Annotated in this window: 15 protein-coding genes and 1 other RNA gene; 3 read left to right on the forward strand and 13 right to left on the reverse strand. The window is 60.4% G+C overall.

The window, feature by feature from the left end; genetic code table 11:
* The 7 genes from recR to GKO01_RS06075 form a co-directional block, all read right to left on the reverse strand.
* Window positions 1–597, reverse strand: coding sequence for a recombination mediator RecR (gene recR / locus GKO01_RS06045; RefSeq protein ID WP_099286341.1), 597 nt, complete (start codon window positions 595–597; stop codon window positions 1–3).
* 22 nt (window positions 598–619) lie between these two features.
* A complete protein-coding gene (locus GKO01_RS06050; protein WP_099286239.1) occupies window positions 620–943 on the reverse strand; it encodes a YbaB/EbfC family nucleoid-associated protein in 324 nt (107 codons plus the stop codon).
* A gap of 11 nt (window positions 944–954) precedes the next feature.
* On the reverse strand, window positions 955–2907 hold the full coding sequence (locus GKO01_RS06055) for a DNA polymerase III subunit gamma/tau (protein ID WP_099286240.1): 1953 nt from the start codon (window positions 2905–2907) through the stop codon (window positions 955–957).
* A gap of 89 nt (window positions 2908–2996) precedes the next feature.
* Window positions 2997–3093, reverse strand: an RNA gene (gene ffs, locus GKO01_RS06060) — signal recognition particle sRNA small type.
* A gap of 74 nt (window positions 3094–3167) precedes the next feature.
* Complete coding sequence (gene ggt, locus GKO01_RS06065; RefSeq protein WP_099286241.1) at window positions 3168–4967, reverse strand: gamma-glutamyltransferase; 1800 nt, start codon at window positions 4965–4967, stop codon at window positions 3168–3170.
* On the reverse strand, window positions 4964–5764 hold the full coding sequence (gene map / locus GKO01_RS06070) for a type I methionyl aminopeptidase (protein WP_099286242.1): 801 nt from the start codon (window positions 5762–5764) through the stop codon (window positions 4964–4966). Before map ends, ggt begins: the two co-directional genes overlap by 4 nt.
* Window positions 5765–5855: 91 nt before the next feature.
* Window positions 5856–6902 carry a D-alanyl-D-alanine carboxypeptidase family protein gene (locus GKO01_RS06075; RefSeq protein ID WP_099286243.1) on the reverse strand — a complete coding sequence of 349 codons (1047 nt, stop codon included), beginning with the start codon at window positions 6900–6902 and terminating at the stop codon, window positions 5856–5858.
* Window positions 6903–7144: 242 nt separating this feature from the next.
* Between GKO01_RS06075 and clpS the strand changes: the two genes are divergently transcribed.
* Both clpS and clpA read left to right on the forward strand, forming a co-directional pair.
* Window positions 7145–7576 (forward strand): ATP-dependent Clp protease adapter ClpS, encoded by a 432-nt coding sequence (gene clpS / locus GKO01_RS06080; RefSeq protein WP_244901349.1) that lies wholly within the window; start codon window positions 7145–7147, stop codon window positions 7574–7576.
* A 129-nt stretch (window positions 7577–7705) separates the two neighbouring features.
* Window positions 7706–10021 carry an ATP-dependent Clp protease ATP-binding subunit ClpA gene (gene clpA / locus GKO01_RS06085; RefSeq protein WP_099286244.1) on the forward strand — a complete coding sequence of 772 codons (2316 nt, stop codon included), beginning with the start codon at window positions 7706–7708 and terminating at the stop codon, window positions 10019–10021.
* A 53-nt stretch (window positions 10022–10074) separates the two neighbouring features.
* Here the strand turns inward: clpA and GKO01_RS06090 are convergent, their stop codons facing one another.
* Both GKO01_RS06090 and GKO01_RS06095 read right to left on the reverse strand, forming a co-directional pair.
* Window positions 10075–10569 carry a DUF3465 domain-containing protein gene (locus GKO01_RS06090; RefSeq protein WP_099286245.1) on the reverse strand — a complete coding sequence of 165 codons (495 nt, stop codon included), beginning with the start codon at window positions 10567–10569 and terminating at the stop codon, window positions 10075–10077.
* Window positions 10570–10692: 123 nt separating this feature from the next.
* Window positions 10693–11394 (reverse strand): bactofilin family protein, encoded by a 702-nt coding sequence (locus tag GKO01_RS06095; protein ID WP_241009576.1) that lies wholly within the window; start codon window positions 11392–11394, stop codon window positions 10693–10695.
* Window positions 11395–11712: 318 nt separating this feature from the next.
* Between GKO01_RS06095 and GKO01_RS06105 the strand changes: the two genes are divergently transcribed.
* Window positions 11713–12693, forward strand: a complete 981-nt coding sequence (locus tag GKO01_RS06105) for an adenosine kinase (RefSeq protein WP_099286247.1) — start codon at window positions 11713–11715, stop codon at window positions 12691–12693.
* 20 nt (window positions 12694–12713) lie between these two features.
* On the opposite strand, the gene hpnK is transcribed toward GKO01_RS06105, so the two are convergent.
* From hpnK to GKO01_RS06125, 4 genes are all read right to left on the reverse strand, one after another.
* The gene (hpnK, locus tag GKO01_RS06110; RefSeq protein ID WP_099286343.1) at window positions 12714–13550 is read right to left on the reverse strand and encodes a hopanoid biosynthesis-associated protein HpnK; all 837 of its coding nucleotides are present in this window, start codon (window positions 13548–13550) and stop codon (window positions 12714–12716) included.
* Window positions 13551–13624: 74 nt separating this feature from the next.
* Window positions 13625–15049: a hopanoid biosynthesis associated radical SAM protein HpnJ gene (gene hpnJ, locus GKO01_RS06115; protein ID WP_099286248.1), complete on the reverse strand. Its 1425-nt coding sequence runs from the start codon at window positions 15047–15049 to the stop codon at window positions 13625–13627.
* Window positions 15046–16257 (reverse strand): bacteriohopanetetrol glucosamine biosynthesis glycosyltransferase HpnI, encoded by a 1212-nt coding sequence (gene hpnI, locus GKO01_RS06120; protein WP_099286249.1) that lies wholly within the window; start codon window positions 16255–16257, stop codon window positions 15046–15048. Before hpnI ends, hpnJ begins: the two co-directional genes overlap by 4 nt.
* 58 nt (window positions 16258–16315) lie before the next feature.
* Complete coding sequence (locus tag GKO01_RS06125; RefSeq protein WP_244901350.1) at window positions 16316–17035, reverse strand: ABC transporter substrate-binding protein; 720 nt, start codon at window positions 17033–17035, stop codon at window positions 16316–16318.
* Window positions 17036–17217: the final 182 nt, after the last annotated feature.

Here is a 17217-nt window from a genome sequence, read left to right on the forward strand (position 1 = left end):
TCAGAGAGACCGCCGAGCCGTCAGCGCCGCAGCAAGCGTCCCGTCATCCAGAACGTCCAGCGCGCCCCCCATAGGCACACCGTGGCCCACACGCGTCACACTCACGCCCGTAGGAAGCAGACGCTCCTGAAGCCAGTGTGCGGTGGTCGCCCCCTCAACGGTGGCGCTCAGGGCGAGAATGACTTCCCTCACCCCGCCTTCCTCGATCCGCTCAAACAGCGGGCGGACATTCAGATCATCCGGCCCTAGCCCCGCCAGCGCAGACAGGGTCCCGCCCAGAACCTGATAGACGCCGCGATGCACACCCGCACGTTCCAGCGCCCAGAGATCACCCACCGTCTCGACCACGCAGATCAGCCCCTGATCCCGCGCCGTGTCCGTGCAGATATGGCACGGATCGACCGTATCCAGATTGCCGCATTGCGTGCAGGTCTTTACGCTCGTGGCCGCACGCTCCATCAGATGGGCGAGCGGCAGCATACGGCTTTCCGGCTGGCGCAGAAGCGCCAGCGCGGCCCGACGGGCCGAGCGTGGCCCCAGCCCCGGCAGACGCGCGAGCATCGTAATCAGTTGGTCGATATCACCGTGGCCCATCATGGGCGTCATATCCCTGCCCGGATCAGAACGGCAGCTTCAGGCCTGCAGGGAGATCAAGGCCACCGGTCACGTCGCGCATGGCTTCGGAGCTTGCAGCCTCGGCCTTGGCCTTGGCGTCCGTATAGGCCGCCACGATCAGGTCCTGAAGCGTTTCGATATCGGTCGGATCGGCCAGTTGCGGATCAATTTTCAGGTCACGCATTTCGCCCTTTCCCGTCAGCTTGACCGTCACCAACCCGGCGCCAGCGGAACCCTCAACCACAAGAGACGCCAGATTGCTCTGCGCGGCTTCCATCTTGGCCTGCATCTGGCTGGCCTGCTTCATTAGTCCGGCAAGGTTTTTCATGGGTATGTCCTTCAGTTCAGGTTCAGATCGTCTTCATCAAGGAAATCGGCATCCAGCGGCGCGAATTCCAGATCGGGTGGCGCATCATCGGTCAGCGGCACGGTGATTTCGGGTGGCAGGCCGTATTCATCAAGGGAGTGATCCTGAACATCCCCGATTTTCGCACCGGGAAACGCTTTTAGGATGGCCTGTACCAGCGGATGCTCCTCCACCGAGGCCTGATTGATCGCCACGACCTCGGCACCCTGCTCGTCCAGTGTCGGCTCACCCGGAGCGGTCGAGGCGCTGATCCGCCACTGACCGGGATAGACACGGTCGAGCAGTTTTTGCAGCTGGCGTTCGATACGGGCTTGCGGCTCTTCGGCGCGGATCTGAACGTCAGGCGGCGAAAAGCGCACGAGGTGGACGGCATTGCGGAGCATACCGTGCAGAACGGGCTCGCGCTCCCGCGCCACCATCGCCACCATCTCGCGCCATGTCCGGGGCGGCGGCGGAAGTTCGGGTTCAGGCTCCGGAGCCACTTCGGCATAACCGGTGCCGGGCTCGAGAATCGTTCCACCATTCGCAACCAGCCGCACGTGCGCCCGAGGTGCGGGACCGCCGGAGCTTTCGCTGACATTAGTCGAACCGATACCGCTCACTGCACCCGACTGCACGGGCGAAGACGCCCCACCTGTCGGCGTGAGAGGCCCGGCTGACAGAGACAGGTCCTGCCCCCCTTCCGTCAACTGGCGGATCAGCCGGTCCGGCGTCGGCAGAAGACTGGCATGACACAAACGGATCAACACCATCTCAGCCGCCTGACGACGATCCGGAGCCGTCTCGATTTCCTGCACACCCTTCAGCAGGATCTGCCATGCGCGACCCAGAACCGCATTGGACAGGCGATCAGCCAGAGCTCCGCCGCGTGTGCGCTCAGCCTCCGGCAGATCCCGGCCTTCTCGCAGGGACGGAATGGCCTTGAGACGCGAGATCAGATGCAGCAGATCCAGCAGATCTGCCAGCAGCACACCCAGATCCGCACCGCGGGCATAGGCCTGATCGGTCAGGTCCAGCGCTTCGGCAGGTTTGCCCGCCATGAGCGCATCCAGCAGATCAAAGACCAGACCGCGATCCGCCAGACCCAGCATGTCGGCAACAGCATCAGCATCGCTGGCCCCCTGCGCGATGGCCTGATCGAGCAGTGAGAGCCCGTCACGCACAGAGCCATCCGCCGCACGGGCGATCAGGGCCAGCGCGTCTTCCGAAAGGGTCGCCCCTTCCTTCAGCGCGATATTATGGAAATGCCCTGCCAGCAGAGACTGCGGAACGCGACGCAGATCGAAACGCTGACAGCGGGACAGAACCGTGACCGGAACCTTGCGCAGTTCGGTCGTGGCGAAAATGAACGTGACCTGCGGCGGCGGCTCTTCAAGCGTTTTGAGCAGCGCATTGAAGGCATTACGCGACAGCATGTGGACTTCATCGATGATGAAGACCTTCATCCGCGCCTGCATCGGACGAAAGCGCGTGGCTTCGATGATTTCGCGCACATCATCCACGCCCGTGCGGGAGGCGGCATCCATTTCCAGCACGTCGGGATGACGATCCGCCAGAATGGCAGTGCAGTTGGCGCAGACACCGCAGGGATCGGCGGTCGGGCCACCGTTACCGTCCGGACCAATGCAGTTCAGGGCGCGGGCAATGATACGGGCAGTCGTCGTTTTACCCACACCCCGCACGCCGGTCAGCATGAAGGCATGAGCCACACGATTGAGCTCAAATGCGCGGCGCAGGATTCGAACAAGGGAGTCTTGCCCGATCAGATCATCGAAAGTCTGCGGCCGGTATTTGCGGGCCAAAACGCGATAAGGCGCGGCCTCGGCAGGTGGTGGTGACGCAGGGATGTCCTGTGCTGGTGCGTCTCCGAAAAAACCGCCACCAGTGTCGGGCGGCAGAGGGAGATCGTCGTTTTCGTCTGTCATGGAAATGTCGAACCCTCAGCACGGAGGATGGGACCGTCCGGAAACGGTCGGGACGCTGCATGAAAAAGAGCGTCCGGTAACTGTGTGAGGTAGGAGGCCGGACATTCAACCCGGATAAAACTCACTGCGGCTGCTTCCTTCCGGACCTGACCGGGTTGGCAAGGTATCCGTCCAAAGCCGACCTCCCGGCGTTCTCCTAACACGGAGACAGGGGTGTCTGACAACCCCCAATCATCAGAGTGCGCCCTCATTCCAGCGTCTTATTCGCCGACAGCCGCACCGCCCATGTGCCGCGGGTCGGCTGCACCATAGATCAGACCGGTCTTCGGGGCCTTCAGGCTCGGACGATCGGCAAGGATGCCTTCCGCCACACCCCACGGGCGATGGGGCGACAGGGCATACCCTTCGGCCTTGAGAGTCTGCATAGCCGTGTCAGACAGCGCGCCCTGCTCAAGCTCAACAGCGGAGGGCTCCCACTGTTCATGGATTCGCGGCAGGTCGATGGCCTGACGGATATCCAGCCCGTAATCGATCACCCCGAGAATGGCGGAGAGCGTAATTGTCGGAATGCGCGAACCACCTGGGCTGCCGATTACCATAACGACCTTGCCATCGCGCGAAACGATGGAGGGCGACATCGAAGATAGCGGCGTCTTGCCCGGCGCAATCGCATTGGCTTCCGAACCGACAATGCCGAACATGTTGGGCGCACCCGGTTTGGACGAGAAATCATCCATCTCGTCGTTCATCCAGATGCCAGTATGGCCACCCATCACACCCGCGCCGAACCAGCCATTGAGCGTATAGGTTGCCGAAACGGCCGTCCCCTCATGATCGAGCACGGAAAACTGTGTCGTCTCGTGCTTTTCCTGCGTGTCCGGGGCCGCCTGCGCGACAGGTGCGGGGAGCGCTTCTCCTGCTCTGAGGGTACTGGACGCAAGAGCATGATCGGTCGGGATGCCCTGTCGGATCTGATAGGCGTAAGCCGGGTCGATCAGATGCTCGACGGGATTATGCACGAAATCCGGATCGCCCAGATCGCGCCGGTCGGAATAGGCATGACGCATGGCCTCGACCTCGCGCTGTACGGCGGGCGCCGTGTGCAGGCCGAGCGCATGCATGTCATAGCCGGAGAGAATGTTCAGGATTTCGCAGAGCGCAACGCCACCACCGCTCGGCGGGGGAGCCGTATCGATCGTATAGCCCCGATACGTGCAGCGGATCGGCTCAAGATGACGGATATGATAGTTCTGGAAATCGGAAAGCTGAAGAATCCCGCCGCCTTCGGTGCTGGCGCGTACGATCTCTTTCGCGATCGGACCATCATAGAACGCTTTCGGCCCCTCTTTCGAGATCAGCTCCAGCGAGTCCGCCAGATCCTTCTGGACCAAACGGTCACCCACCTGAAGCGGAGTGCCATCAGGACGCAGATAGAACGCGCGGGCATAGGGGTCATGCTGGAAATAGCGCGTCGAGGTGTGCAGAAGGTCTGCATCGCCCTGGTTCAGAACGAAGCCATCCCGGGCCAGTGCAATCGCCGGTGCCATCACCTTGGCGCGCGGCAGATGTCCCCATTTCTGCAGAATGGAATCCAGTCCGGCGACCGTGCCCGGAACCGCAACGGCTTTCCAGCCTTCAGTGGACAGACCCGGAATGACCTTACCCGAAGCGTCCTGATACATCGTAGCGGTGGCAGCGGCAGGCGCATGTTCACGGAAATCGATGAAGATCGTCTGACCGGTTTTCAGACGCAGGGTCATAAACCCGCCGCCCCCGATATTCCCTGCTGCGGGATAAACCACGGCCAGAGCATAACCGACGGCCACGGCCGCATCGACGGCATTGCCACCCTGAGCAAGGATTTTCGCACCGGCATCGGAGGCGAGATGCTGCGCCGAGACCACCATGCCATGACGGCCTGATGTCAGCACACCCGCGCTGACATTATCCGGACCGAAAGCCAGCGGATCATGCGCCGAACTCAGCGCCTGCGGAGCCGCATTGGCAAGCGTCGTGCCACTGATCAGGGCCGTGGCGAGAAGAAGCGAAAACGCTCTCATGCGGTCTCTCCATAAGGGGGCTTGGTGTAGCCTTTGGGGGACAGGGTGAAAATTTCGCAACCATCAGCCGTCACGCCGACCTGATGCTCGAACTGGGCAGACAGGGTGCGGTCACGGGTTACGGCTGTCCAGCCGTCATCAAGAATTTTTACGTCCGGACGGCCGATATTCAGCATGGGTTCGATCGTGAAAACCATGCCCTCCACAAGCTTCACACCCTCACCCGGACGGCCGTAATGCAGGACATTCGGCTCGGCATGGAAATCCCGTCCGATGCCATGACCGCAGAAATCCCGCACGATGGAGAAACGGTTGGCTTCCGCATATTCCTGAATGGCATGACCGATATCGCCAAGCGTCTTGCCGGGACGCACCTGAGCAATCCCGCGCATCAGGGCCTCATACGTCACATCGACCAGATTTTCGGCCTTCTTCGGCGCCTTGCCCACGACATACATGCGTGAACTGTCGCCGTACCAGCCATCCAGAATGGAGGTGACGTCAATATTCACGATGTCGCCGTTGGACAACTTCTTCGGGCCCGGAATGCCGTGACACACGACATGGTTGATCGAAATACAGCAGGATTTCGGATAACCGCGATAGTTCAGCGGAGCGGGGGTCGCGCCATGGGCAAGCGTGAAATCATGAATCAGCTGGTTCAGCTCTTCCGTGGTCACGCCGGGCTGCACATGGGGCGTGATCATGTCCAGCGCCTCTGCCGTCAGACGGCCAACACGATGCAGATGTTTGAAATCGTCCTGATCGTAGAGAACGATACCCCGTGCATGATCCATACCTGCTGCCCGATCCTTCAATCTTCAAAAAGCCCGGACAAAATGCGTCTGTCCGGGCTGGATCGCAAGGCGGCAGGTCAGATTTTCAGGATCAGCTGTGCCGGGAGTGCTTTTTGTGAGCAACGACATGGCGCACGCTGACCATGCGTACAGCAGCCCCATGGTGCGAAATCCGGCCATAACGACGCGGCGTCGTCGGCGCATCTGCGACCTCCATAGGGCGCGAAGACGCCAGCAGGAAACCATGGTGGAAACGGCCACGACGACGGGCAGATGCCATCAGGATACCGGAGGGTGCAGCCGGATGAAGCAGCGGCTGAGGCGCGACACCTTCATCAGCAAACCCCTTGTCGAGCAGTGCCACCATTTCCATGGAACGACGCGCATTACTGGAAGACCCCATGACCACACCGATCAGGCGAACATTGCCGCGCTGGGCAGAGGTAATGAGATTGTGGCCAGCCAGATCGGTGTAGCCCGTCTTGAGACCGTCAGCACCCGCATAGATTTTCAGCATCGGATCATGATTCGGAACCATGCGGCGATGGAAATAAAAGGAGGGAACGTTGAAATAGTGATAGTACTGGGGAAAATCCGCAATCAGATGCTGCGACAGCAGGGCCAGATCATGAGCTGTCGTAACCTGGTCCGGGTCAGGCAGACCGGAAGCATTGCGGAAGGTCGTATTGACCATCCCCAGCGCCCGCGCCTGCTGCGTCATGAGCTGGGCGAAACGCACTTCGTCTCCACCGCCAAGGAACTCACCGAGAGCACAGGCAGCATCATTGGCGGATTTCGTGACCAGCCCCAGAATGCCCTGCTCCACCGTCAGCTTCGTTCCCGGCACAAGACCCAGCTTTGATGGAGCCTGAATGGAGGCGTGGATGGACACCGGAACCTGCTCGTCCAGCGTAATCTGATGCGCCTCAAGGGCACGGAATGTCAGATAGAGCGTCATGAGCTTTGTCAGGGACGCGGGGTACCGTTGCAGTTCGGCATCCGTCGCAGACAGAACGGCACCTGTCTTGGCATCCATCACATAGCTTGAGACGTGTCCGGCATATTGCGCCTTCGCCGATCCCAGCCCCATGGTTGTCATGGCGCATAACAGAAAAGCTTTCTGGAACGGGAAACGCATCTACTGACAGCCTCTGAACGGAACGTCGTCTCGGGAAGGATTTCTGGCTCTGGAGCCACCTGCATGACAGGCAGTCTAGGCGCATTGAAAACTTCCCGTCCACCAGCTTTGAAGGACTTTCCTTAATTTTTCGTAAGCAGGGCGGAAAGGAGGCAGCATCGTGGCACCCGACGCATAAAAACCTTATTTCAGGGGCTTGCAGCCCTTCTCAAGACCGAAATTCGCACCATATCATACCCGTCATGTCTTCTTACGATCTTCCCCCCTGTCCAAACGGCCTTTCCGGTGTCGCGTCTTTACGGAGTCCAGCCCGTATGGGGCCGGAGTCTCCCGACTCCATTCCCCCTCATGGGCCGGACAGGAGAGACGGGGATCAGGACCTTGACGTCAGCGTGGTGGTGCGCCCCAGAACCCGGACGCGCAAACCTTCCATGTACAAGGTTCTGATGCTCAACGACGACTACACGCCCATGGAGTTCGTGGTGCATGTGTTGGAGCGCTTCTTTGCCAAGACCCGGGACGAGGCAACGTCCGTCATGCTTCAGGTTCACCAGCGCGGCGTCGGAGTCTGCGGGGTGTTCACCTATGAAGTGGCTGAAAGCAAGGTAACACAAGTGATGGATCTGGCCCGCCAGAACCAGCACCCCCTTCAGTGCACGATCGAGAAAGACTGATCCGTCTGACAGGCAGAAAGGCCCGGATGCAGGATAATTTCTTGTTTCCATCTGCGTTTCTGACTGGCGTTACACGTTACTCCGCGACAAGATACCTTTCCCACGAGAGGTCGAGAGGAGCGCCATCACATGCTGTCCCGTACGCTCGAACAGACACTCCACCGCGCCCTGACATTCGCAGGTGACCGGCGTCACGAATATGCAACCCTCGAACATCTTCTGCTCGCGCTGACAGAAGACGACGATGCTCTGACGGTCTTCCGGGCCTGCGGCATCGATCTCGACAAGCTGCGCTCCGATCTGACGGATTTCCTGGACAAGGATCTGGCCGGACTAGCGGCGGAACGTCCGACGGAACCCAAACCGACCGCTGCTTTCCAGCGCGTGATCCAGCGCGCGGCCATCCATGTGCAGAGCACGGGGCGCGACGAGGTTACGGGCGCAAACGTGCTTGTGGCTCTGTTTGCCGAACGTGAAAGTCACGCCGTCTATTTTCTGCAATTGCAGGACATGACGCGACTTGATGCGGTCAACTTCATCTCGCACGGCATTGCCAAAGCACCTGATCGTGGCGCAGGGCGTCGTCCGGCGGCGGCTTCCAAAGACACATCTGAACGCGAAGAGCGTAAGGAAACGACCAAGGAAGGCGCTCTGGCGACCTATTGCGTCGATCTGAACGAACGTGCGCGTGAAGGGCGGATCGATCCGCTGATCGGTCGCGATCAGGAGATCGAGCGCACCATCCAGATCCTGTGCCGTCGCACGAAGAACAACCCGCTTTATGTAGGCGATCCCGGCGTCGGCAAGACGGCGATTGCCGAAGGTCTGGCAAAGCGGATCGTGGAAGGCGAAGTGCCGGACGTTCTGCTGAACAGCACGATCTACTCGCTGGATATGGGCTCGCTTGTGGCCGGCACGCGCTATCGCGGCGATTTCGAAGAGCGGCTGAAAGCCGTGGTGACGGAAATGGACCAGACACCTGGCGCCATCCTGTTCATCGACGAAATCCACACCGTGATTGGCGCAGGTGCGACTTCGGGTGGGGCAATGGATGCGTCCAACCTGCTCAAGCCTGCCTTGGCTGCGGGGACGCTGCGCTGCATCGGCTCGACAACCTATAAAGAGTTCCGTCAGCATTTCGAGAAGGACCGGGCGCTTGTCCGCCGCTTCCAGAAAATCGATGTGCCGGAGCCCTCGGTTGAAGACGCAATCAAAATTCTCCGCGGCTTGAAAGGCACATACGAAAAGCATCACAAGGTCCGCTACACGGAAGAAGCGCTCCGTGGTGCAGTCGAACTTGCGGCCAAGTACGTCCATGACCGCAAGCTGCCAGACAAGGCGATCGACGTGATCGACGAAGTTGGTGCTGCACGGATGCTTATCCCCGAGAACAAACGCCGCAAGACCGTGACGCTGAAGGACGTAGAAGAGGCCATCGCCAAGATCGCCCGCATCCCGCCCAAAAGCGTTTCGGCCGATGACCGCGAGACCCTTCGCCATCTGGAACGGGACCTGCGGAACATGGTCTTCGGACAGGACAAGGCGATCGACGCACTGGCCGCGGCGATCAAGCTGTCCCGTGCCGGACTGCGCGATGCGGAAAAGCCGATCGGCAATTATCTGTTCTCCGGCCCCACGGGCGTCGGCAAAACAGAAGTCGCCAAGCAGCTTTCCAACTCGCTCGGGATTGAGCTGATCCGCTTCGACATGTCCGAATACATGGAGCGTCATTCGATCTCGCGTCTGATCGGTGCGCCTCCGGGCTATGTCGGGTTCGATCAGGGCGGCCTGCTAACGGATGCGATCGACCAGCATCCGCATGCGGTCCTGCTGCTGGACGAAATCGAGAAGGCCCATCCGGACCTGTTCAATGTCCTGCTTCAGGTCATGGATCATGGTCGCCTGACGGATCACAACGGCAAGGTCGTTGATTTCCGCAACGTGATCCTAATCATGACCACCAATGCGGGCGCAGCGGACCTATCCAAGGAAGCAATCGGGTTTGGACGGACGGCGCGGAGCGGCGAGGACGAAGAGGCGGTTAAACGCCTGTTCACACCGGAATTCCGTAACCGTCTGGACGCGATCATTCCCTTCGCCAACCTGACGCCGGAGACCGTAGGCCGCGTGGTCGAGAAGTTCGTGCTTCAGCTCGAAGCCCAGCTTGCCGACCGCCATGTGACGATCGAGATTTCCTCGAGCGCCAAGGAATGGCTCGCCGAGCGCGGTTATGACCGCCTGTATGGCGCGCGCCCGCTGGGACGCGTCATTCAGGAATACATCAAGAAGCCTCTGGCCGAAGAACTGCTTTTCGGACGGCTGGCTCAGGGCGGTGCCGTTCGGATCGGCATGAAGAACGGCGCACTCGACTTCGATATTCTCGAAGGCAAGGATGACACCAAGGGCGAGGATGGCGCTTCGAAGAAAGACGAAGCGGCAAGCTGAAGCCTTGCACCCCAGAAAAGGCCCGTGAGACAGTGTCTCACGGGCCTTTTTTGTTACTGGTAGCGGGTACCGTTCACCACGACATAGCCGGACCAGGGCCATTTGCGACCTGTGCCATGATGGGTCCAGTCCACGCCCTGGCGGCGCAGGCTGTCGTAATAGTAACGCCCCTGCACCTCAACCTGATCGCCCTTGCTGACCCAGGGCCATTGTGGCGCGTTCATCTGGTCCAGATCGGAGACGATCCGGATGGAGACCCCCTGCCCGACCGACAGATAGAAATAGCCGTGCCAGCCGCTGCGGGTGCGTTTTGCTCTGGGGGAGACCGCCAGAACCTGCCCGCACAGATGCTCGGGCAGGTCGATGCCAGTCGGGCCGCTCTGTTCCAGTCCCTGCTGATCGGCGAGGAAACGCGCATTGTCACACTGTGCTGGCATGCCATGCGTGCTGTGGGGTGCAGTATTCTGACCGAAAAAGCCCTGAGCAGATGCGGCTAATGGCGCGCATAGCAGTGCCACAGCAAACGTGGAGAGCAGACGGGATGTCATGAAGGGGATTTCTCCTGTCGGGGCGGCCCTGTCTGTTGCTCTGCCGCCGGAAGGTCCGGACCGGACACAAAAAAGCCCGTCCCGATGAGGGAACGGGCCTTTCTGCTGGTCCGCGATAACGGATCAGGGGGCTTCGCTGGCACCTTCACCGGCGGCAGGCTCAGCCTTGGCGGCCTCGCTCACAGCCGGACGTGCCGATGCGCCATCCGTGATCATTTCGAGCTGGCCCGTGATCTGACCTCCATCTTCAACCTGAAGGCGGCGGCACTTCACCTTGCCAATAAGGCGACCGGTCGCGCGGATCGTGAGGCTTCCATTGACGGTCAGGGTGCCGTCGATCGTGCCAGCCAGTTCCGCGTCTTCAACCTCAACGCCGCCCCGGAACACGCCGCCATGCGTGACCTGAAGCTCGGCAGCATGGATCATGCTGGACTCGACCGTGCCTTCAACAACGAGGCGTTCGGCGTCCTGCACGGAGCCCTGAACGCTGATGCCACGGCCGACAACAAGCGTACGACGCTCTGGGCCGGTCTGGCGCGGTGCGCCCGGAACGGCGGCCACACCGGGGCGCGGTGCCCCTGCCGGCGTTACGCCCGTCGGAGAATTGGAAGACGGCGGTGCCGGGAAAGGGGTACGACCCATGGGCGCGGGGTCCTTCTGCTGGTTGGGCTGCTGGGCAGGTTTGGCACTGGAGGGCGATCCGGATCCTGACGCGGGAGCCGTCTGGCTGGGAGCGTCCGGCCGGTTGGGGAAAATGGGCTGACCTGCAAGTTTGCCGTTCTCGACAGGCTTGGAGTCATCTTCCGGTTTGCGTCTTCTGAACAAGGAAACCCCGCTGCGGATCTGGAAAAGAACACTCTAATTCTGTCTCGGACGTCTCCCGGAAAATCCATTGCGAGAACTGGACGCTCGCAGACAGAGCATTCGGGAGCCGGTCTTTCGACAAGGCTACACGCTCACGACCCGGCGGGACAAGACGCGCATTTCCATAAATGTGACAAAATCTCACGGATGAAAACGGCGTCGGGGTCACCGGGAGTTGGCGTGAACCAAGAGGGCACCTATGATCGTGTTGATTTAATGGCGCAGCCTGCCCGTTAAATGTTTTTTTCTGAAGTTTTCAGCGACCTGACCGGAGTTCCAATGTCTGCACCCCAGCATGACCTTCTGTGTATCGGCAATGCCATCGTCGACGTTCTCGCCCCTGTGGGCCAGGACCTGATCGACGGGCTTGGCGCTGCTGCCGGGAGCATGACCCTGATCGACGCTGCCACGGCGCATGCCATCGAAAGCCGCGTAGATATCGAAAACGTGACAGGTGGCGGCTCTGGCGCCAACACGGCCGTCGTGGCGGCCCGTATGGGGGCAAAAGTGGCCTATCTCGGCAAGGTCACGGCTGATGAAACTGGTGACCATTTCACGCGCGACATCCGCGAACAGGGCATCACCTTTCCGTCCGAGCCGCTTCCGGCCGCCGATGGCACGCCGACCGCACGCTGTATCGTTCTGGTGACGCCCGAAGGCCAACGCACGATGTTCACCTATCTCGGCGCCTGCACGGAGTTCACCCCCGAGGACGTGCATGAATCCGTCGTGGCGGATGCGGCCATCACCTATCTGGAAGGCTATCTGTACGACAAACCGCAGGCTCAGGAAGCATTCGAACACGCAGCCCGTCTGGCCCGCAAGGCTGGCCGTCAGGTCGCCCTGACGCTGTCCGACACGTTCTGCGTGGAACGCCATCGCGCGGCCTTCCACGAGCTTGTGGCGGGCCATGTGGACATCCTGTTCGCCAACGAGGCCGAACTTCTGGCTCTGTACGAAGTCACGGATTTCGAAGAAGCCGTCACGCAGGTTGCCGCTGAAACCAAGCTGGCCGTCATCACGCGCAGCGAAAAGGGTGCGGTCGTGATTGGCGAAGGCGAGCGCCATGACGTTCCGACAACCGAAGTGAAGGTCGTGGACACCACGGGCGCTGGCGATGCGTTCGCAGCAGGCTTCCTGGCCGGTCTGAGCAAGAAGCACGACCTCGTGACCTGCGCGAAGCTGGGCAATCAGGCTGCCGGTGAGATCATCACCCGTTACGGCGCCCGCCCGACCGAGACGTTCACGCTGACGGCCTGAGACGTGTCATTGGGCCGGTCTTAGAGATCGGCCCAGCCAATGCGGGTGATCCCATACCGGTCGAATGCCTCCCGCACAGCCGGGTCCAGAAGCGCGGCCAGTTCGCCCTCCTGCTCATAACCCGGCATGAAGCGCTTCATCATGGCGTCCTGAGCCGTGGCGGGGTGAAAATAGATTTCACTCGTGCCCACTGGCAGACGCGGAATGAGTCCGCGGATACGCTCCGGCGTCATATGGCCGGACCAGCGCAGCCCGAAACACCAGTCATTGGTTTTCAGCCCTGCCTTGCGGATCTGGTGACGCAGTACGCCGATCCAGTGACGCAGGGCGCGGTCTCCCAGCGTGTCGTTGGCTTCGACAGGCTCTGGCGGCTCAAATGGCGAGCGGACCGCCCGTACCCGATGCTCCAGACCTGACTCGATCAGAAAGCGCCCCACGGTCGGATGTAGATGCATGTGTTTGTGGGCATTGGCATGATCGAGCGTCAGTCCGCTTGCCGTGAAAGCCCGGAACTGAGATTCGATTTCCCGACGCAGAGCGCTTCGGGCCTGCGGGCTGAAAAAATACTCCACACCCAGACGAAGCTGGTTCCGCCCGAACCATCCCTGCTCGTCCGTAATGGCAGGCTGATCGAGCACGGACTTACCCTCGATCGCCACCACATGCAGCCCGACTTTCAGATCCGGCATCGTCTTCGCTCGCCGGATGGCATCCTCGGCGGCATCTCCGGCAACCATCAGACTGGCCGTGGACAGGATGCCGTTGCGATGAGCCTGTTCGATAGCCTCGTTGACTTCGAGGCTCATGCCAAAATCATCGGCAGAGACGATGGCGCGACGCAGGGAACTGGATGTCATGGCAGATCTCACAAAAAAAGGGGTCATGACATGCGCCATGACCCCTGAAAAATAATACGTCAGGCGCGCGCCGCTCAGGCGGCGTGACGGTCCTTGAGGAACTGGAAGAACTCCACACCTTCGCGCAGACGACGCTTCATCATCTGCGGGCTGCGGATCATCTCGTTGACGATGGAAGCGATCTTGGAGCCACGGAAGTAGAACTTACGGTAGAACTCCTCGACGCTTTCGAAGATTTCCGTATGCGACAGATGCGGATAATGCAGCGGTGCAATCTGCACGCCACTCTCATCGATCAGTTCGGCTTCCGCCTCGTTCAGCCAGCCATTTTCCGTCGCCTGCTTGTGCAGGAACGTGCCGGGATACGGCGCGGCCAGAGAAACCTGCAGGGTATGCGGGTTGATCTCTTTGGCGAACTGGATCGTCTCCTGAATGGTCTCCTTCGTCTCGCCCGGCAGGCCGACGATGAAGGTGCCGTGGATCTTGATACCCAGCTTGTGGCAGTTGCGCGTGAATTCCTTGGCCGTTTCGACCAGCATGCCCTTCTTGATGTTGTGAAGGATCTGCTGGTTGCCACTCTCATACCCGACGAGCAGCAGGCGCAGGCCGTTTTCCTTGAGAACCTTCAGGGTGTCGTAAGGAACATTGGCCTTAGCGTTGCAGGACCATGTGACGCCGAGCTTGCCCATTTCGCGGGCGATGGCTTCGGCGCGGGGCAGATCGTCCGTGAAGGTGTCATCATCGAACATGAATTCCTGCACTTCGGGGAAGTACTGCTTGGCCAGACGCACTTCGGCAGCCACATGCTCGGGGCTGCGGGTGCGGTAGCGATGGCCGCCAACCGTCTGCGGCCACAGGCAGAACGTGCAGCGCGACTTACAGCCACGGCCCGTATAGATCGAGATGTAGGGGTGCTTCAGATAGCCGATGAAATAGTCGTTGATGTTGAGGTCACGCTTGTAAACCTCGGTCACGAACGGCAGGCTGTCCATGTCCTCGATCATCGCGCGATCCTTGTTCGCGATGATCTCACCCTTCTCGTTGCGCCAGGTGATGCCGTCCACTTCCGCGAGCGGCTTGCCTTCGGCGATTTCCTTGATGGTGAAATCGAACTCGTTGCGAGCGACGAAGTCGATCGGGCTACCCTTCTCCATGCTCTCGGTCGGCTGAACGGCAACCTTGGCGCCAACCATGCCGATCATGATCTTCGGATTGGCATCCTTGATCATCTGCGCCACGCGAACGTCAGACGCGAAGGACGGCGTGGACGTATGGATGACGACGAGGTCGCGGTTTTTCACGTCTTCAAGGATGGGATCCATGCCCATCTTGGCGGGCGGCGCATCAATCAGACGCGATCCGGGAACGAGCGCAGCGGGCTGGGCCAGCCAGGTCGGAAACCAGAAGGACTTGATCTCGCGCTTCGCCTGGTAGCGGGAGCCCGCGCCACCGTCGAAGCCGTCAAAGGAGGGAGGCTGGAGAAAAAGGGTTCTCATCATGATCGGACACTCTTTCGGGTGGCGCCGGCCTGGAGCGAGGGGGCGCAGGACACGGAATTACGTTTTCTTCGGGCGATATGGACCGTTCTGCCCCGCCATGCAACGCGCGATCCGCGCGCACTGCCCACCATAATGGCAGCAGACAGCCAGTCACGGACGACAAGAAGCGGGATGACACTCGGGAGCGGACAGTCCGTGGCACGGTCCATGATGCGGCTTCCAATGGCGCGGAGCAGCCATGTCAGAAGCAGCAGGAGCCATGTCCACCAGGCATTCGGACGGAACAGCACGGCCGTTACCGCCCAGAACAGGGGAAGCTGAATGGATGACAGACCATAGCCAACCGGCGCGACATTCTTGACGGTCCGCCCCCAGCGCAGCTCATGCGCCAGAAGTTCGCCGATCGAATGTTCGCCCACGGTCGTATGGGTGAGTGTCGGGGCGATGGCGATGTTTTCACCCCGCGCCCGGATGAGCTGACCCAACTCGGCATCATCCGCCACATGATCGACCAGTGCCTCAAGACCACCGATTTCTTCAAGGGTCTGACGCCGCAGGGCCATCGTGGCGCCCAGACAGTCCTGACGCCCGAGAAAACGGGACATCATGACGCCGGGCAGGAAATTATGATTGATCTGACAGGCACCAAGCTGCTGTACGAGCGTCCCGGCAGCAGGGCGGCCAGAATACAGGGTCGTCACCAGACCGGTCCCCTGCTCTTCCAGACTCGTCACAACATGACGCAGATAATTGGGGCTGGCGTGAATGTCCGAGTCGGAAATCACGATAATGTCATGACGGGCCTCCCCGTACATGTTCATCAGATTCCCGATCTTGCGGTTCGGACCATATTCGCGCGGATCGACCACCACGCTGACCGGAACCTGCGGGTAACGCAACCGAAGGCGTTCAATAACGGCCAGAGCCGTGTCCTGCGCGTCCTGTACGCCAAAGACGATCTGAAAATCGGAATAGTCCTGTGTGAACACGCTTTCCAGCGCATCCTCCAGCAACGGCTCGTTGCCGTGCAGAGGCTTCATGACCGTGACGGAAGGCCATGTCCGATCCGACAGGCGCAGCGCGTCATCCGCTCGGCGCTCCGTGCGACGAAACCGGGCGAGCAGGAGAGCGCCAGTCAGCGCCTGTAGGTTTCCAGCGGCAGAAACAAGGGCACAGACGCTGGCTGCGATGGTAAGAGGTAAGGGCACGACGGTGTTCTAGCCTTCCCGAACGCGTTTGGGAAAGCCTGCCATCGTGGGACTGTGCTCAGTCATGCAGGAAATGGGCTGTCTTGTCGTCTAGGTGATCGGCCAGACCGTTGGCGCCGCCCTGGCTAAGAGCTCCTCCGAAATCGGAACGCTGCGCAGCGACCTGACTGATATGGGCGTTCAGCAGAACGTCCGTAATCCGCCAGCCCGATGCACTGTTCGTCATGATATAATCGATGGGAACGGCCTCTGCGCCATCTGTCCCGCCGATCGTCGTATCGACAATCACACCTCCGGTTGGATTCGGTCGCGTCTGTGGTGAGACGGTGAAAGCCGCCTGCGCCTGAGGCTTAAACGACGCAGCATAATGGGCGATCGTGAACTGACGGAACGAACCCAGCAGACGCGCACGGTCTGAGGGGCTGAGATTGTTATAACGCACACCGACTGAACGACGGAGAATTGCTTCCAGATCAAAGGCATGATCCACGGCAGGAGCGATCATGGTCGCACGCTGCTGGGCGGTTTTCCCGGCCTTCTGGGCAGCCTTCAGAGCATCATACAAAGCTGCAACAGGCGCCACGGCAGCGGCGGAATCCGCCGGCATGGCAACAGTCGCTTCATCGGCCCGTGCTGCCGGAGAGAACGCCGTCAACGCAACAGGTCCCACCAGAAGGCAGGAAGACAGAAGGGACAGAGTCACTTTCGGGGAAAAACGGCAAATCATGATCGTACTTTCGTCCTGGTAGACAATTCCGGGCATAGAGATCAGGTTCATGACACAATGTATCAAGTTCCCTGTATCAGGTTCTGGCATCCATAAAGCCATCTGTGCTCGATTAGCCACAGGGGCGGTACGAAATATGCCGTCTGACATTGAGGCGAACACGACAATGGGTCTATAGGCAGTCAATCTAACGCCCGATGGTCCTTCACGTTTTCCGGTTTTCAACACCGGGG

The sequence above is a fragment of the Gluconobacter kondonii genome (assembly GCF_002723995.1).
Taxonomy (GTDB): Bacteria; Pseudomonadota; Alphaproteobacteria; order Acetobacterales; family Acetobacteraceae; genus Gluconobacter; species Gluconobacter kondonii.

What these genes read in the sequence shown, in the direction of transcription:
- recR (WP_099286341.1), bottom strand. Translation starts at nt 597, where the DNA reads ATGATGGGCCACGGTGATATCGACCAACTGATTACGATGCTCGCGCGT.
- GKO01_RS06050 (WP_099286239.1), bottom strand. Translation starts at nt 943, where the DNA reads ATGAAAAACCTTGCCGGACTAATGAAGCAGGCCAGCCAGATGCAGGCC.
- GKO01_RS06055 (WP_099286240.1), bottom strand. Translation starts at nt 2,907, where the DNA reads ATGACAGACGAAAACGACGATCTCCCTCTGCCGCCCGACACTGGTGGC.
- ggt (WP_099286241.1), bottom strand. Translation starts at nt 4,967, where the DNA reads ATGAGAGCGTTTTCGCTTCTTCTCGCCACGGCCCTGATCAGTGGCACG.
- map (WP_099286242.1), bottom strand. Translation starts at nt 5,764, where the DNA reads ATGGATCATGCACGGGGTATCGTTCTCTACGATCAGGACGATTTCAAA.
- GKO01_RS06075 (WP_099286243.1), bottom strand. Translation starts at nt 6,902, where the DNA reads ATGCGTTTCCCGTTCCAGAAAGCTTTTCTGTTATGCGCCATGACAACC.
- clpS (WP_244901349.1), top strand. Translation starts at nt 7,145, where the DNA reads ATGTCTTCTTACGATCTTCCCCCCTGTCCAAACGGCCTTTCCGGTGTC.
- clpA (WP_099286244.1), top strand. Translation starts at nt 7,706, where the DNA reads ATGCTGTCCCGTACGCTCGAACAGACACTCCACCGCGCCCTGACATTC.
- GKO01_RS06090 (WP_099286245.1), bottom strand. Translation starts at nt 10,569, where the DNA reads ATGACATCCCGTCTGCTCTCCACGTTTGCTGTGGCACTGCTATGCGCG.
- GKO01_RS06105 (WP_099286247.1), top strand. Translation starts at nt 11,713, where the DNA reads ATGTCTGCACCCCAGCATGACCTTCTGTGTATCGGCAATGCCATCGTC.
- hpnK (WP_099286343.1), bottom strand. Translation starts at nt 13,550, where the DNA reads ATGACATCCAGTTCCCTGCGTCGCGCCATCGTCTCTGCCGATGATTTT.
- hpnJ (WP_099286248.1), bottom strand. Translation starts at nt 15,049, where the DNA reads ATGATGAGAACCCTTTTTCTCCAGCCTCCCTCCTTTGACGGCTTCGAC.
- GKO01_RS06125 (WP_244901350.1), bottom strand. Translation starts at nt 17,035, where the DNA reads ATGAACCTGATCTCTATGCCCGGAATTGTCTACCAGGACGAAAGTACG.